Origin of the sequence: Acetitomaculum ruminis DSM 5522 (assembly GCF_900112085.1) — a bacterium.
Classification (GTDB): Bacteria; Bacillota; Clostridia; order Lachnospirales; family Lachnospiraceae; genus Acetitomaculum; species Acetitomaculum ruminis.
This window is the reverse complement of record NZ_FOJY01000022.1, coordinates 1-16,791: the sequence shown is the minus strand read 5'-3', so window position 1 is coordinate 16,791 and position 16,791 is coordinate 1. Positions and strand designations below refer to the sequence as shown.

19 protein-coding genes are annotated in these 16,791 nt (G+C 33.0%); 2 read left to right on the top strand and 17 right to left on the bottom strand.

The window, feature by feature from the left end; translation table 11 throughout:
* Positions 1–15: 15 nt before the first annotated feature.
* The 17 genes from frr to pcrA all read right to left on the bottom strand — a co-directional run bounded on the left by frr (position 16) and on the right by pcrA (position 15,607).
* Positions 16–570 (bottom strand): ribosome recycling factor, encoded by a 555-nt coding sequence (gene frr / locus BM153_RS11910; protein ID WP_092874265.1) that lies wholly within the window; start codon positions 568–570, stop codon positions 16–18.
* Between the two features lie 16 nt (positions 571–586).
* Positions 587–1,282, bottom strand: coding sequence for a UMP kinase (pyrH, locus tag BM153_RS11905; RefSeq protein WP_092874262.1), 696 nt, complete (start codon positions 1,280–1,282; stop codon positions 587–589).
* A 2-nt stretch (positions 1,283–1,284) separates the two neighbouring features.
* Positions 1,285–2,193, bottom strand: coding sequence for a bactofilin family protein (locus BM153_RS11900; RefSeq protein ID WP_092874259.1), 909 nt, complete (start codon positions 2,191–2,193; stop codon positions 1,285–1,287).
* Positions 2,194–2,216: 23 nt separating this feature from the next.
* Positions 2,217–3,131 (bottom strand): polysaccharide deacetylase family protein, encoded by a 915-nt coding sequence (locus tag BM153_RS11895; RefSeq protein WP_092874256.1) that lies wholly within the window; start codon positions 3,129–3,131, stop codon positions 2,217–2,219.
* A 105-nt stretch (positions 3,132–3,236) separates the two neighbouring features.
* Positions 3,237–4,157 carry a SufB/SufD family protein gene (locus tag BM153_RS11890; RefSeq protein ID WP_092874253.1) on the bottom strand — a complete coding sequence of 307 codons (921 nt, stop codon included), beginning with the start codon at positions 4,155–4,157 and terminating at the stop codon, positions 3,237–3,239.
* On the bottom strand, positions 4,151–4,897 hold the full coding sequence (locus tag BM153_RS11885) for an ABC transporter ATP-binding protein (protein WP_092874250.1): 747 nt from the start codon (positions 4,895–4,897) through the stop codon (positions 4,151–4,153). The genes BM153_RS11890 and BM153_RS11885 overlap by 7 nt, the downstream gene beginning before the upstream one ends.
* Positions 4,898–5,234: 337 nt before the next feature.
* Complete coding sequence (locus BM153_RS11880; RefSeq protein ID WP_092874247.1) at positions 5,235–5,618, bottom strand: NifB/NifX family molybdenum-iron cluster-binding protein; 384 nt, start codon at positions 5,616–5,618, stop codon at positions 5,235–5,237.
* Between the two features lie 72 nt (positions 5,619–5,690).
* The gene (locus BM153_RS11875) at positions 5,691–6,035 is read right to left on the bottom strand and encodes a DUF134 domain-containing protein (protein ID WP_092874244.1); all 345 of its coding nucleotides are present in this window, start codon (positions 6,033–6,035) and stop codon (positions 5,691–5,693) included.
* 279 nt (positions 6,036–6,314) lie between these two features.
* Positions 6,315–7,304: a helix-turn-helix domain-containing protein gene (locus BM153_RS11870; protein ID WP_092874241.1), complete on the bottom strand. Its 990-nt coding sequence runs from the start codon at positions 7,302–7,304 to the stop codon at positions 6,315–6,317.
* A gap of 248 nt (positions 7,305–7,552) precedes the next feature.
* Positions 7,553–8,575, bottom strand: coding sequence for a DUF4186 family protein (locus BM153_RS14335; protein WP_177205676.1), 1,023 nt, complete (start codon positions 8,573–8,575; stop codon positions 7,553–7,555).
* 16 nt (positions 8,576–8,591) lie between these two features.
* A complete protein-coding gene (locus BM153_RS11860; protein ID WP_092874238.1) occupies positions 8,592–9,149 on the bottom strand; it encodes a phosphatase PAP2 family protein in 558 nt (185 codons plus the stop codon).
* A gap of 103 nt (positions 9,150–9,252) precedes the next feature.
* Positions 9,253–9,900 carry a hypothetical protein gene (locus BM153_RS11855; protein ID WP_092874235.1) on the bottom strand — a complete coding sequence of 216 codons (648 nt, stop codon included), beginning with the start codon at positions 9,898–9,900 and terminating at the stop codon, positions 9,253–9,255.
* Positions 9,891–10,394 carry a flavodoxin family protein gene (locus tag BM153_RS11850; RefSeq protein ID WP_092874232.1) on the bottom strand — a complete coding sequence of 168 codons (504 nt, stop codon included), beginning with the start codon at positions 10,392–10,394 and terminating at the stop codon, positions 9,891–9,893. The genes BM153_RS11855 and BM153_RS11850 overlap by 10 nt, the downstream gene beginning before the upstream one ends.
* 16 nt (positions 10,395–10,410) lie before the next feature.
* Positions 10,411–11,040 (bottom strand): TetR/AcrR family transcriptional regulator, encoded by a 630-nt coding sequence (locus BM153_RS11845; RefSeq protein ID WP_092874229.1) that lies wholly within the window; start codon positions 11,038–11,040, stop codon positions 10,411–10,413.
* Positions 11,041–11,429: 389 nt separating this feature from the next.
* Positions 11,430–12,815 carry a 23S rRNA (uracil(1939)-C(5))-methyltransferase RlmD gene (gene rlmD, locus BM153_RS11840; RefSeq protein WP_092874226.1) on the bottom strand — a complete coding sequence of 462 codons (1,386 nt, stop codon included), beginning with the start codon at positions 12,813–12,815 and terminating at the stop codon, positions 11,430–11,432.
* A 230-nt stretch (positions 12,816–13,045) separates the two neighbouring features.
* Entirely contained in the window at positions 13,046–13,294 is a 249-nt protein-coding gene (locus tag BM153_RS11835) for a DUF4366 domain-containing protein (RefSeq protein WP_092874223.1), read from the bottom strand.
* 93 nt (positions 13,295–13,387) lie between these two features.
* Entirely contained in the window at positions 13,388–15,607 is a 2,220-nt protein-coding gene (gene pcrA, locus BM153_RS11830) for a DNA helicase PcrA (RefSeq protein WP_092874220.1), read from the bottom strand.
* Between the two features lie 239 nt (positions 15,608–15,846).
* Between pcrA and BM153_RS11825 the strand changes: the two genes are divergently transcribed.
* Entirely contained in the window at positions 15,847–16,488 is a 642-nt protein-coding gene (locus BM153_RS11825; RefSeq protein ID WP_092874217.1) for a DUF1836 domain-containing protein, read from the top strand.
* A 155-nt stretch (positions 16,489–16,643) separates the two neighbouring features.
* Positions 16,644–16,791, top strand: a 148-nt coding sequence (locus BM153_RS11820) for a transposase (RefSeq protein ID WP_177205674.1), incomplete at its 3' end; no start/stop codon positions are given.

Sequence of the window (16,791 nt, the reverse complement as noted above, 5' to 3'; positions counted from 1 at the left end):
AGATTATCCATAAAGCTAAATTGTCATTATCTCTTTTGATTTGGATTCTATGGCATCATCAACCTGTTTGATGTATTTATCTGTAATCTTTTGAATTTTATCTGTTAATTCCTTAACTTCATCATCGGAAATTTCTTTGTTCTTTTGCTGTTTTTTTATGGTGTCATTTCCATCTCTTCTGATATTTCTAACAGCAACTTTACAATTTTCGCCTTTTTTCTTAACATCTTTAACAAGTTCTTTTCTTCTGTCCTCTGTAAGTTCCGGAAAAAGAAGTCTGATTCCTTTTCCATCGTTAGTTGGATTAAGTCCTAAATCAGATGTTAAAATAGCTTTTTCAATATCCTTCAATAATGATGCATCCCAAGGCTGAATCTGAATCATTCTTGCCTCAGGCACACTTATATTTGCAACCTGTGATAAAGGTGTCGGTGCACCATAATAATCCACCTTTACCTTATCAAGGATATGAGGATTTGCACGTCCTGCCCTTATTGAAGTATATTCTTCATCAAGATTTGAAATTGACTTTTTCATTCTTTCTTCTAAGTCAGTTAAAAGTTCGCTCATTATAATTCCTCCAATGCTATGCTGTAACCAATGTACCTATATTTTCGTCTTTAACAGCATTTATTATACTATCTTTTTCATTTAAGTCAAAGATTTGCATCGTCATTTTATTTTCCATTGCCAATACCGAGGCAGCCATATCTACTACACCAAGTTTCTTTTCTACTACCTCTTCAATAGTAATCCTATCGTATTTTTTAGCGTCTTTATTGATAGCTGGGTCACTATCATAAACTCCGTCTATGGACTTGGCAAGAAGAATCCTGTCAGCCTGAATTTCAACTGCTCTTAGTAAGGTTGCTGTATCTGTTGAAAAATAAGGATGTCCCGTTCCGCCTGCAAAAAATACAACCTCATCCTTTGCAAAGCTTTCTTCAACAGCATCCTTTGAATAAAGCTTTGTGAAAGAGCCACATAAAAACGGTGTGTAAACGCTTGTTTTCATTCCAAGACTTCTGAATATTTCCGAAACATAAATACAATTCATCACAGTTGCCATCATTCCAATAGCATCTGCTTTTGTTCTTTCTATATTTTCGGAACTTCTGCCCCTCCAGAAATTTCCCCCGCCGGTAACAACTGCCAATGAAACTCCCGTATCTTTAACTGCTTTAACCTGTTTAGCCACGCCTAATACAGTAGCCTCGTCAAAGCCGCTTTTTTTATCACCTGCTAACGCTTCTCCACTTAGCTTCAACAATATTCTCATTATTATTATGCTTCCTCTCCGAAAATGGTCTTTACATCAACTTCTGCATAAGTCTGTGAACAGAAGCCTTCGATAACTGCTCCATTATTAATCTGAACTGAACGAGATTTAATATCTCCAACTACAACTGCTGAAGTATCCACAACAACAGGTCCTTTAACATCTATATCGCCTTTAATAGCTCCGGCAATAACCACACTTGATGCAGAAATATTTCCAATAACTGTAGAACCAATTCCTATTTTTACAGTTCCGCTTGCTGAAATCTCACCTTCGATTTTAGCTGAATCAGCAAAAAATTCTGCTGCATCTGAATTTCCGTTGATGCATCCGGTAACAGTAATTTTACCATTACAGGTTACATCTCCATCAATGTTTCCATTGATTTCAACTGAACCTTCTGATTCAACACTTCCCACAATTCTTGTACCAGATGTAATTATGGTAACTTCATCTGTTGCTTCTCCAGGTATTCTTTTTTGCATTACTGCTTCATTTTCTACTTCAACTGCATCTTCTACATTTATTTCTAATTCTTCACTCACTTTTTCATTCTCCTCCATTTGTATTTCATTTTGTTTTTCATTTGAATTACCAAAAAGGCTTAAAGCTGATAATTTCGATTTTTCATTTAATTCAAAATCGATACTTTCTTCTTGAACATCTTCGCTTTCAATCTCATTTAAAAAGCTTTCTTCAAATTCGATATCGTCCTCGCTTCCATCTTTTTCATCATCTACAAGTTCGTCAATTTCCAAAAAGTCCTTTTCAATTTTCATACCTTCAGGCACTTTCATTTCTTCAAGTTCTTTTGCGAAATCTTCTTCCTTTTTTTTGAGATTTCCTGCGGATTCAGGTACAACACTGTCAACTGCCGCTGTCAGGTCGTCCTTAAAGTCTTTAAAAAAACCCATAAGTAAATTTACCTCCAGTTAATTTATTCTTCATTCGCTTCAATATGATGCACCGGAACTGAATTTCCATTGATTGCCACCAGATTCAAATCCATATCCAGAAGTTTTTCTATAATCACAGGAAGTGCTTCCACTGTCCTGATTTTATCTGTAGTATCATGCATTAATACATAGGTATCCCCTTTTGTATTAATATTTGCAATGACATTTTCAGCAAGCTGTTGGGTAGAATAGTTTTTACCTGTACTGTCTCCACTTGAATCATTCCAGTCAAAATATTCTATTCCCTCTTCTTCAAGAAAATTTATCAATTCTTTCATATCAACTTTTGAAACCCGATTGGAACTTCCCCCGGGGAATCTGTAAAAAATCGGCCTAGTGCCGGTAACTTCATATAAATAGTTTTGTAATTGGAAAAAGTCTGATTTGAAGCTATCCAAAGATGAATAGAGATTACTGTATTGATGGGAAAACGAATGCATGCCCAGGGTATGTCCCCTTTCAACTATAGCTTTATAAGCTTCTTTTGAAACATCATCTGTTTTTCCTATTACAAAAAAAGTAGCCTTTACATTGTATTGGTCTAATATATCAAGAATTCTGGAGGTATTTTCACTAGGTCCGTCATCAAAAGTCAAATAAACCTTGGAACCTGCTAAAATGGCAGAATTTGAAACAGAGTGTTCTAACTCATCTTGGACCGCTTCTTCTTCATTTTTGGAATCTTCTGCCAAAGCAGCCTGATAGGTAGTTCCGGTCTTTGAGGTATATAACATATCAATTTGTTTTTGAAGGGAAAAAACTTTTACCAAAAGAAATACACAAACAACAATAAGAAATACCAAGGTAACCGGTATTCCTATCAAAATAAAATTTCTTATGGCGTTTATGCGCTTTTTTCTTGAAACGTTTTTCTTTTCCTCAGAAACCCTTTCCACCTGTTTTCCTCCACAGTTAAAGATTATTCACAGTAAATATTACTGCGAATAATCTATTTTTTTAATTGTATCACACTTTTGATGAAAAGAAAAAGAATTTTTAAATCAATGAAGGAATCCATTGATGATCTGCTCCTCGGCTTCTGATTCAGTAAGTCCGAGAGTCATTAATTTTATGAGCTGTTCTCCTGCAATTTTTCCAATGGCAGCTTCATGAATCAATGCTGCGTCCACATCATTGGCATCAAGCCTTGGAATAGCTACTACATGGGCTTTATCCATGATGATGGCATCACATTCAGCATGTCCATTACATTTTGTGTTTCCTATAAGACTTGCTGAAAAAATCTGAGTTGAATCGTCTCTTGCAACACTTCTTGAAACAACATCTGCACTTGAGCCTTCACCATTTAATTCTACTTCATAAGAACTTTCGGCCTTTTGACCACCATGGGTCATAATTCCTTCATGTACCACCATTTTTGCATCTTTTTTCAGTTTGGCAATTGTTGTTCTGTTTGTAGAATCTACACCTTTTATCTGGATCATTTCCATGTCCACATAACTTCCTTCTTCCTGATATACCTCAGTTCTTGGATTTAAGATTCTGTTTCCGGTGCCGTCACCTTCGCCATAATGTTTTTCAATATAACGAATCTTTGAATTTTTCCCAACAAAGAAACGGTGTACGCCGTCGTGTTCTGCATCCTGAACACCACAGTTACTTATGCCACATCCGGCAACTATTGTAACATCACAATTTTCACCAATGTAGAAATCATTGTAAACTGTTTCTTTTAAACCTGATTTACTAAGGACTACAGGAATATGAACACTTTCATTTTTTGTATTGTCCTTAATTTTTATATCTATTCCGCTTTTGTCTGTTTTTGTAATAATATCAATATTGGCAGTGGTGTTTCTTGATTCCAGCTGTCCGTTTGAACGAATGTTGTAAGCTCCTTCCGGTACGGAATGAAGATCTGCCACCTCTTCTAATAAGTGTTTTTGTATGCTATCTAACATGTTGATACCTCCTCATTTAATTTTGAACAAGCTGTATTAATAGCCGAGGATGTACCCAAAAGTTCTGGAAATACTTCATCTTTTGAACCATGTTTTTTAACTTTTCCATCCTGAATAACCACTATCTCATCTGCAATATTTAAAATTCTCTCCTGGTGAGAAATGATAAGTACAGTTCCATTTATGGTCTTTCTGATATTTTCAAATACATGAATAAGGTTTTGGAAGCTCCAAAGGTCAATACCTGCCTCTGGTTCATCAAATATGGAGAATTTTGTTTTTCTGGCAATAACTGTTGCTATTTCAATTCTTTTTAATTCTCCACCTGATAATGATGAATTCACTTCTCGATCTATATATTCTTTTGCACAAAGACCTACTTTTGAAAGATAATCGCAGGCTTCTGATACTGATATTCTTTCTCCCGCTGCAAGTCTTAATAAATCGATTACCTTGATTCCTTTAAAGGTAACCGGCTGCTGCAGGGCAAAACTTAATCCAAGATTTGCTCTTTCAGTGATATTTTTTTCTGTAATATCAACTCCGTCAAATAATATCTGTCCTTCAGTTATCTGTCCGATTCCCATAATAAGCTTTGCAAGAGTGGACTTTCCACCACCGTTTGGGCCGGTTATAACTACAAATTTTCCATCGTCTATGGTTAAATTCAGATGATCAATAATTCTTTTTGTTTTGCCATCTTCAATAACATCATAGGTTACATTCTTCAATTCAAGCATTATTACACACCTTCTATACTGTATTTTATTTAAATTTGAACATTTATAATAAATGCATAATTTATTTTACAGACCGCAGGAAAATTCATCCTACGGTCTTTTTTAAATATAGTATTTTTGATATCTTTAAACATGTTATCTTTAAAACATTCTTTTTTATTATTTAAATCCTTCGAAGATGCTTTTGGGTAAGGTTTGCTGAAGTTATATAATTTTAGAACAGTGTTTTCTAAAATTTAGCATTTTCTTGAATTTATGGTAGCAAAATAAAAAGCTTTCATTTAAAAACAACTTTTATTCAGATACAATTAATAATACATTTCATAATTATCATTTATTAATGACAGCCATGTTCTCCACAGACATGATTGCCATGATGTTCATGATCATCACAATGTACATTTGGATTAAAATCAAGATTTCCTTTTGCAAAAGCTTCAACTGCTTCATCTGCGTTTCCCATAACGCCTCCATAAAGCTTAATTCCAGCCTGTGCCAAAGCATTTTGAGCACCGCCGCCTATACCTCCACAAATAAGAACATCTGCTTTTAAATCATTTAAAACACCTGCCAAAGCACCGTGTCCTTTTCCATTTGTACTTTCTACATGGCCATTTTTAACAAGGCCATCCTCTACATCATATACTTTGAAACATTCTGTATGTCCAAAATGTTGAAATATATTTCCTGTTTCATATTCATATGTCACTGCTACAACCATTAGTTACCTCCTAAATTTAAGCAGCTTAAACTGCCTAAAAATCTTTTTTGATAAAAGAATAATCCTGTGCCATCAGCCATGATTTCTCTCGCAACAAGGCTTACTGCCTGCACATTCTGCACTTTTATCACAAACAACATAGTTACCGCCCTCGATATAAAGGATATTCCCCTCTACCAGGCATTTTGCAAGTTTTTTTCTTGCAGAATCATACATAGCTGTAACCGTAGTTCTGGCAACATTCATACTTATGGCGCACTCTTCCTGAGAAGCATCTTTATAATCAATAAGCCTGATGCATTGATACTCCTCTAATGTCATAGTAATAGCCTTAGCCTGGGTCTCACCATTATCAGGTACAAACTTACCAATATCCGGTATGCTACAGATTCTTTTACATTTTTTTGGTCTGGCCATATTTCTACCTCATATATGATTTTTAATTGTAAAATTCCCACAGAAAATATATAATATATTTGTTTGCTTCTGCGTTTTGTAAGCGCTTTATTTTTGACATATGTCATTTACAAATCATATTCTAACACTTAATCAGCTATTTGTACACATTTTTTTGATAAAAAATCTCTTTTTTCGTTAATACTTATAAATGTGTTAAAAATACTGTGCTTAGAATGCAATAAATACGCTTATATACGCAAAAAAGTAGGGAATTTTATCTTTTCCCTACTTTTTATTTTATTTTCTGCCAATGACTGTTTTCATTATTACTTCAATGGAGCCATATAAAACACCACCTATCATAAAGACAATCCATGTAAATCCCCAATCACCTGATAAGAAGCTCCATATGAGATAAACTGCTGTTATAACACTCCAGTAAATTTGTTTATAAGGCTCGATTTTTTTATCAATTCCCTTTTTACCTATTTCAAAATCTTCTTCCTGTAAAAGTACCTTGTAAGAGTCACCTAAAATTCCTGAATAAATCATAAGATAAACTCCTACTCCAACAACAAGAAGTAATAATGAAACCATAGAAATAATAATATAATCAGGACACTCCATTATAGCTGTAATTACTAAAGGTACAGCACTTAAAATACATAAGATTACGCCTAAAACAAGGAATGTGTTTCTTCTTACTTCTGTGTTTTTTTGTAATTCTCTTACCATTCCATCAACACCATAAGCTGTTTCAAAAGGTTCTTTTTTAAGATATTCAAATTTTTTATCCTTTGTACCAATTGTCAAAAATGTATAAACTGCAACTGATACAAGACCAAACAATACAAGTAATCCTATTGAAACTGCTGCTTTTTCAGTAATATTTAATATATGTGAATCAGCTAATCCCATTAAAAATATTAAAAGGACCGGACTTATTACACACATGAAAACAGCTGATGCCACTTGTTTAGAGGATTCAACTTTAAATTTTAAATAATCACTTGCTTCTTCCATTGAAACTCTTCTATATCCCTTTGAGTTTTCAGCATCCTTTTCTTCATTAAGAGAAAACTTTTCTCCCATTTCATCTTTTAATAAGTAATCTGTAGATACCCCAAAGATATCTGCCATTTTAATTACTCTTTGAAGATCCGGTGTTGACTGGGCACTTTCCCATTTTGAAACTGCCTGTCTTGATACCTCAAGCATACCTGCCAGTTCTTCCTGGGACCATCCGTTCTTTTTTCTTTCTTCAATAATTTTGTCTGCTAAAATCATTCTTACTATCTCCCTTCGTTAACGAATATTTCAAATTTTTTGACAGGGAATTTTAAATTATATTTTGTTTAAAAACCATTATCAGTTTTTGAAATATTTTCTTTCGTTTCTGCAATCACAATACATTTTTTCCTGGTTACACACTACCAATTTTACCTTGAAATTTGTCAACCCGGGGTTGCAACCAACAAAAAACTATAAAAATAAGTATTTTTTCAATTCAATAATAATATCAGAAAGAACTTTTTTTAAATCTGTTTTCCCTCGAACTCTTCATTAATTCTATCTAATACTGCTAAGCTGGCATAATAAACTGTCTCATAATTCATAAAGTGCAAAATACTTTCATCCCAGAAAAAATTAATAATTGCAGGAAATTCATCATCCGATTTCCAGAATTGAAAGATTACTTTCATAAAGTCAAACACAGAAATTTCGTAAGCCACATCGCCTTTATTAAAAGGCTGACCCTTTAATTTTTCACAGGCGATTTTTAATCTTTCCGGTTCTTTGTCGAATTCTTTTACACCTTTTGTAAAAAATCCCTCTCCCAGACTATGGGAGGAGGAAGTATATTGCAATTTATTCAGACTTTTAATATCAACATAGTTTCCTTTTGGTAAATTCACATCTCCCATAGTGGAAAGTACATCATAAATTGTCCCCAAGGCGTTGAATTCCCTTTCTTCTACTAATTCTTTTCCATTTTTCTTATAAATTTTCCCATCTTTTCTTGATAAAGAATATTCCTTTAACAAAAATGTAAAATAAATATATTCTTCATCAGATTTTAATGAATAATTTTTAACTATTTCTTCCTGATCATAGTCAAGAAATTTAACCCTCATATTTTCGGCCATAATGTCATAATTAGATTTCATTGAAAACTCCTTATTATTTTTGTAATATAATTTCATATCCTTTTTTATCCAGGTCATAATAACATCAACAAGATATTCCTGCTGCTTTTGACCCAGACAAGTCCCTGGCTTAAATGTATGCCATTTTCTGATACATTCTCGACAACAAGTGGCTGTAGCATGCTGAGCAATAAAAACCGGATGTCCCTTCATGGGAGTCTGCTTTCCGTCATTTGCAATAAAAGCCGGTGCCTGTCTTTTTAAGATAAAGTCCTTTGCATGTTCTTTTATGGTTTCCAAACCCTTTTTTTCAATATATTTTACATCCTCTTCTTTTAAATGAAAGCTGTTTCGAAATTTGGAATTATCAAGCCTGGTAAATAATCTGTCAAACCATTCTTCTCTAGTCAATAAATATCTCCCCTCTTTATGCCGCTTTTTTATCCTTAAAGGATTTTTCTTTATTTTTCCTTCTTTTTATTATCTTTTCAACAATTTTCTTTGCAAAAAATCCTGATATTATTCCTATTATCGCTCCACAAAGTACATCGCTTGGGTAATGAACATACAAATAAAGCCTTGAAAAAGCTATAATAAAAGCTAGTAAAAAAACCGGTATCCAAATTTTCTTTTTTTCAAAAAACAAGGCTGAAACTAAAGCAAACCCAGCTGCTGTATGTCCTGAAGGAAATGAATAATCAACAGGAGCCGAAATCAGAAGTTTTATGCCTTCCTTTATTTCATAGGGTCTGATTCGAGCTACAAGGGGTTTAAGACAAAGATTTGTTACCAGAGCTTCCAAAACAAGTGCTGCTAATAAAACCATGCCTGTTTTTCTGGTTTTGGGAATTATAAGTAACAGTATTGTGAAGGCAATCATAATCATGCCACCATTACCTAATTTTGTGATAAAAATCATTATAGAATCCAATAATGGAGTGTGAATTGTCTGTAATGCATCTAATATAGCAAATTCTAATTTCATGTCATTATCCTTCTGTTAAAATTTATTGTTTCGCTTTCCATTATAATATAATAACAGCTTTATCTGAAGAATAATAACAGATTTTGTTAATTATTTTAAAAGATTATTCCCAGGGTTTATAATCTATAGGAACACTGCTGCCCCATTCTTTAGCAAGCTTTGCAAAACGCTTTTTGGCATAGGTCATAAAAATAAACTGGTAAATAATTCTAACAGGCAATGCATAATATTTCGGGCCTGCAAACTTTTTAATCCTTTTAGATTTGAAGCCGTTTTCTCTTACAAAAGCCCTTCCCTGTTCTACATAAGGTATAATAAATTTTATTATTTCTTCTTTAACTACTCTGATTCCAAAGTTGTCACCTTTTACTAAAGTTCCCCCATAGCTTACTCCCAGATACTTTGGAAGATTTCTTAAAAAGCGTAATCCGCAATCAAGCTGGCTTGCTTCTCCAAATCCCCCCTGTAAAATAAAGGACAATCTGGTATTACTATCTTTGGCTGGAAGTGTTTCTAAAAATTCCAACATAATTCCCGGTATATTTTCAGCATATAAGGGTAAGGCAAAAATAATTTCTGTATTTTTCATATAAGCTTCTTTGATTTTTTTCCAGCTGCTTCTTTTTGATATTGCATATCTTTCATATGTAGCATCGCACTCAGACAAACCGGTTACAAAGGCATCAATTATTTTTTCTGTATTACTTAAATTTTCAACTCGCGGACTTCCGTTTACAATCATTACATGCACAGTACAGCCTCCTTATATTTTTCTATTTCATAAACACCAAGGGATTTTCCATTGATATTTATGGCACACTTTTCACACCAGTAAGAAAGATAATCCTTATCTCCCTGTCCAAGATATATAATTCCGAAATCCGGCTTATTATCATACCTTACAACATGCTTCACCTGTTTTCCCACAAAATGCAAGTTTACGGTTATTATAGGTATAAGTCTGTCAATTATGTTTTTTGTCTTATAGGAAATAAAACCAAATTTCGTATCGGTAACCATCCATACCTGTCTTGCCTTGGTTATTTTCTTTAAAACCGGCTCAAATTCATCATTGATAACACATTGTCCTGGAGTTTTTAACCAACAGCAATTACAGCCCTGACAATTTAAAATGTCCAAACTTAAAGCATCAATGTACTCATATGAAATATCCTTATTATCTTTTAGTTCCGTAACAACTCTTTTTCCTAACTTTTCTTCAGTAGTATCAATGATTAAAACCATTTTCATTCCTCGCTTTTTAAGAATTATCGTTATTTTTATATATTCTAAGCATTTGATGAATATGCCTGTCTACTAGTTCCAGTACTTCTGCTTCCCTTTCCGGCTCCCTGTCACAAAGATTAATCCAAATTGAAACCGGCCATGCAAACTGTGCTGCGATAATATCAGGATTATCATCTACAAGGTCACCTTTTTTTATAAGAAATCTTATAAGTCCATTACTGAATTTTAAAATATCTTCATAGCTGTGTTGAGTTTGAACTTTGGCTATTTTTTCGTTTCTAAACTGCTCTATAGTAAAAAATTTTCTCATTTTACTGATTCCTGGTTCATGTATAATGAAAATGATATGTCTTTTAACCATGTTTCCTAAATCTTTTGCTGACATTTTTTCCATATCTTTTATAAACTCCGGATTATCCCAGTTTACCTTTGAAAGTATGGAATTTTCGCTGTATTTTTTTTCCATTACATCAAGCAATGTATCTAAAATATCCTGCTTGCTTGCAAAATGACTGTACAAAGAAGCTTTTTTTAATCCTACAGCCTCTGCTATTTGAGCTATACTTGTAGCCTCAAATCCCCTCTTTGAAAAAAGCTCCAATGCTTCATTAAGTATCTGAGCTTTCATATTAACCTTTTCCATCCTTTTATCCTCTTTTCCTTTTATCAATACTCCCCTAAAGATGTAAGCGTGAGAATAAGCTTACGCATTTGAAGCGGGGGATTGCTTACACTGCGTTCAAACGATATCTAAACCATTAAGTTCCAATGCTTACTATTTTTATATTTTATTTACAAATATAATATAAAATTAATTTTACTGTATTTATTTTAACTAACAATCGGTCGTAAGTCAATTATTTTATCAACGATTAGGGGATTTTTCCCATAAAAAAATCTGTAAAAATTAGACTTCCTAAAATTTACAGATTTTTATATTTTATGTCTTTTTGTTGGCTGTTTCCAATCTTTTTTTTGTTTTCACATTAGATTCTTAGAAAACTATTAAAGCGTTATCATTGTCCTTATTTTTTACATTGTTTCGCTTTTTGATAAAAGAATGACACTTTCTGTGTTTGCTGTGTATGGGAACATATCCACCCCACACCCTTTAACTATTTTGTAGCCGGCTGCTCTAAGTTCTACCAGATCCCTTGCTAAGCTGGTTGGTTTGCAAGATATATAAACAATGTTTTTCACATTAAAATCAATTATTTTCTTTAAGGCTTTTGGATTTACTCCATCTCTTGGGGGATCAAGTATAATGAAATCCGGCTTTTGTGTAACATTATCAAGCTCTTTTAATACATCTCCCGCAATAAATTCGCAGTTATCTATACCATTAATATCTGCATTTTCTTTTGCTGCGTCTACCGCTTCCTCCACAATCTCGATTCCCACAACTTTTTTAGCAACTTTTGCCATTATCTGAGCAATGGTTCCTGTTCCCGAATATAAATCAAATACTACTTTTCCATCACCGTAGTTTCCTGCATATTCTCTAGCTTTACTATATAATATTTCAGCACCCTTTGAATTGGTTTGAAAGAACGAGAAAGGTGATATTTTAAATCTTAGACCTAATATCTCTTCAAAGAAATAATCCTTGCCATAAAGTATTTCCATTTCATCGCATTTAACTGCGTCTGCCTTACTGTCATTTATTGTATGTAAAATTCCCACAATTTTCCCTTCAAGATTTAAATTAGTAAGAATTTTCACATATTCTTCTTTTCTTAGTTCAGACTGGCTAGAAGTCACAAGATTAACAAGTATTTCCCCTGTGGAAGCAGCCTTTCTTATTAAAAGATGCCTTAAAAATCCAACATGGCGCATTTTATGAAAATAATTTTCTTTTATTGATTTAAAATATTCCAAATTCGCTTTTATAATGGCACTGAAATCTTCATGGCAGATTTTACAGCCTGTAATATCTACAATATCATAAAAACTGTTTCTTTTATGAAGTCCAAGAGCCAAAGGACCATCCATGTATTCGTCACCAAAGGAAAATTCCATTTTATTTCTATAGCCATTTGTTACGGGGCTGGCAATTATTCCTTCAAAGTCAAATTCTTCTTTATAGGAATTTTCCAGTATTTTTTTTATCTGCTCTTCTTTTATTGATAGCTGATTTTCATATGAGATTCCCTGATATAAACATCCGCCACATTCTTTGTAGTGTTCACAGGCCACAGCTGTTTCTAAGGAGGATTTTTCTATTATTTCCAATAATCTTCCCTCTAACTGGCCATGCTTTTTTTTGTTTATCTGAAATTTTACTGTCTGACCGGGAATTGCATTTTTAACTGTTACCTCTCGGTAATCCGATATATTTTCATCATATACTTTTATTATCCCCTTATTTGGAAAATCTATTCTTACTACTTCTCCTGATAATATATCTCCTTTTTTCATCTTTTGTCCTCATTTTCTTATATAATTTTCAGACCTGTCAGTCCTTATTTCTCTTTTGATTCAAAACTTTTTTAATTCTAACCCAGACTTATTATCTTAGCAATGATATTTTTTCTAAAATTAAAATGATGTACTTCTATACCTACATCTGTAAATATCCAAGTACATCATATAAAAAAGTTTTCCTAATTAAAGTTTCTTTTATCTGTGATTAAAGGATAGATTATAAATTATTCTTCATCCTCAAAGAAATCATCCTCTATATCATCATCATCAAAATCTTCATCAAAGTCATCTAAGTAATCCGGTGTGAAGAATTTGTAAATAGCAAAGCAAAGGCCCAATACCACTGCCACAACTCCTATAACAGCAAGTATAGTAAGTGTTTTGTCTTTCTTTTTTTGTGCTTTAACTTCGTCTAATTTGCTAACAATTTCTGCAATCCTTCTCATATCAACCATATCTTTAAATTTATCCATAGTTGTTTCTTCCTTTCTATTTTTTGCTTTCTTATAATTTGACTTAAGAAGCTTAATACTATCTAAATCATTAAAAACTCCTATAATGATTAATTACACTTTTTTTAATTTTGCAAATGATGCAAACATTTTCTTTACACCACTTTTTTGAAAATCTACTGTAACTTCATAATCTCTGCCACCATCAACAATATTTAAAACTGTTCCAAGGCCAAATTTTAAATGTTTTACGGTATCACCCTCAACATAGGACAAACCTTCTGCCTTATTAACCTTAAACTGTTTACTTTCAAAAGGTTTTGCCTTAAATTCTGCCTTGGCTTTGGCATAAGCGGTTTTCATTTTTCCTTCAATAGGTATAACCTTTTCCTGCTTAACTACAGGCTGTTCCTTCATTAATTCAATCGGTATTTCGTTAACAAATCTTGACCTTTTGCAATACTTTGTTTCACCATGAACCATCCTTTGTTTTGCAGAGGTAATAGCAAGAAATTCTCTTGCTCTGGTGATTCCTACATAGCAAAGTCTTCTTTCTTCCTCCAGCTCTGAAGTATCCCCGGAATTTATGGTGAAATAGCCTGGAAAAGTGCCATCCTCCATACCTGCAAGATATACCTGTTTAAACTCAAGTCCCTTTGCACCATGTAATGTCATAAATACAACATATTCTGTCGCATCATCATAAGAATCTATGTCGGCAACTAATGCAACTTCTTCTATGAAGCCTCCAAGACTTGGCTCTTCTGCATTTTCTTCATAATCCACTGCCTTGTTTATAAATTCTTCTATATTTTCAATTCTTGTAAGAGCCTCATCCGTTCTCTCATTACGCAAATCTGCTATATAGCCTGTTCTTTCTAAAAGTTCGTCTATTAAATCTTTTAAAGGAATAGTACCTTCCTTGTTTCTTAAATCTTCAATCAAATCAACAAAAGGCTTAAGCTTTGTGGAGGCTTTTCCTACATTTGCAAGACTTTCCTCATCTTTTAAGGCATCATAAAAACTTATGCCCCTAGAATCTGCAAAATCATTTACCTTTCCAATAGTGGTATTACCAATGCCTCTTTTGGGTACATTTATTATCCTTCTCACAGCCAGATTATCATTTCCGTTTGCTATGGTTTTTAAATATGCCAAAACATCTTTAATTTCTTTTCTGGAATAAAAGTTTACTCCACCTATGAGTTTATAAGGAAGATTCAGATTGATAAATTTTTCTTCGAAAAGTCTTGACTGGGCATTTGTTCTGTAAAGAATAGCACAATCACTGAATTTAAGCTTTCCTGAGGCAACTTTTGATTTAATATCTTCTGCCACATAGGTAGCCTCTTCAAAGGCATTTTCAAATTCTCTGAAATCTATTTTTTCTCCTTCAGGATTCTCAGTCCATAAGGACTTGTCTTTTCTTTCGCTGTTGTTGTGAATGACACTGTTTGCCGCTGCAAGAATGGTCTTTGTAGAACGATAATTTTGCTCTAACTTAATAACTCTTGCATTTGGATATGCCTTTTCAAAGTTTAATATATTATAAATATTGGCTCCTCTGAATTTGTAAATAGACTGGTCATCATCACCAACAACACACAAATTATTGTATTTTTTTGCAAGAAGACTAATAAGCATAAACTGCACTGTATTAGTATCCTGATATTCATCAACCATTATATATTTAAACTTTTCCTGATAATATTCCAAAACTTCTGCATCGCTTCTTAAAAGCTCAATGGTCTTAACAATAATGTCATCAAAATCCAAAGCATTATTTTCTTTAAGACGCTTTTGATAAGCATCATAAACTTCAGCAATACGCTTTGCGGCAAATTCATCCTGTCCGCTTTCTTTTATATATTCAGCAGGTGATATAAATTCGTCCTTAGCCTTGGATATTTCCCTGAGAAACATCTTTTCTTTATAAATTTTTGTATCAATTTTCAGTTTTTTACAAACTTCTCTTAAAACCGTTTTCTGGTCATCTGTATCGTAAATTGAAAAATTAGAGCTGAAACCTATCCTGTCAATAAATTTTCTAAGAATCATAACACAGGATGAATGAAAGGTTCTAACCCAGATTCCATCTGCCTGATATCCTAACAGATTTGTGATTCGTTCCCTCATCTCGTTGGCTGCTTTGTTTGTAAAAGTAATAGCCATTATATTCCAGGGAGCTACTTTCATTTCTTCTATGAGATAAGCTGTCCTATGGGTAAGTACACGGGTTTTTCCCGAACCAGCCCCAGCTAAAATAAGAAGCGGTCCTTCGGTCATAAGTACAGCTTCTCTTTGTTTATCATTTAATGTATCATATATACTCATTATCTCTTCCCCACTTTGTATGTTCTTAATAAATCATTTACACCTTTCAAGATTATATCATAATCAGCAAGCTAAGAAAAGTCCAAGTGTGAGTTATTTATTATAACGGTTATTTGTCCCCTTGTAACATGGTTTTAAATACTATATAATGTTAGATGCAGTTTAAAGATTATTTATAAAAAAGAAATATTTACAATTTTGTATATCAAACAATAAAGCTATATTTGAAAGGCAGTTATATGGATAACAAAAGTAAAGAAATTATAGAAGATTTAATTGGACAATTATCAAATATTAGTCATATAAACCCCGGGGATATACCAAACATAGAGCTATATATGGATCAGGTTACCACCTTTATGGATTCAAAATTAGCACCCACAAAACGCTATAAGGACGACAAGATTCTTACCAAAACCATGATTAATAATTATGCTAAAAATAAGCTTCTACCGCCTCCTATTAAGAAAAAATATACCAGCGAGCATATGGTAATGCTTATTTTAATCTATTATTTTAAGAGCTTCTTAAGTATTAATGATATTCAGGAAATATTAAATCCCATAAGTGATAAGTTTTTTGATAATGATAAATCAAATACTGATTTATTAAAAATATACGAGGAAATTTACAGCGAACAAAAATCAAAGATAGAAGATGAAGTTAAAGACATAACCGATAAATACAAAAAAAGTCAGACAAGTTTCGAAAATTTCCCAAAGGATGAAAAGGACTTTTTACAACTTTTTGAATTTATCGCATCCCTTTCCTTTGATATTTATGTAAAAAAACATCTTTTAGAACAGCTTATTGACAGATTAAACCATAATAATGACATAAAAAAAGACGAAAAAACCAAAAAAAAGAACCCGGTAAAATAATCAACCGGGTTTCTTTTTGGATTGAAAACCAATAAAACCACCTGCTATGCAGGTGTGTTCCCAATGAGCTTTAGCTTCAAGAAAAGGAAAACCTCCAATGATATAATAGTGCCGGTTCGACAGCCGCACTAAAAAATCAAAGGAGGTTTATCCAAATGGACAAAAATAGTCTAGCACATACAACATGGGAATGTAAGTATCATATCGTATTCGCACCAAAATTTAGAAGAAAGATAATATATCAAAAAATAAGAGCTGACATAGCCCATATTTTAAGTGAATTATGCAAGAGAAAAGGTGTAG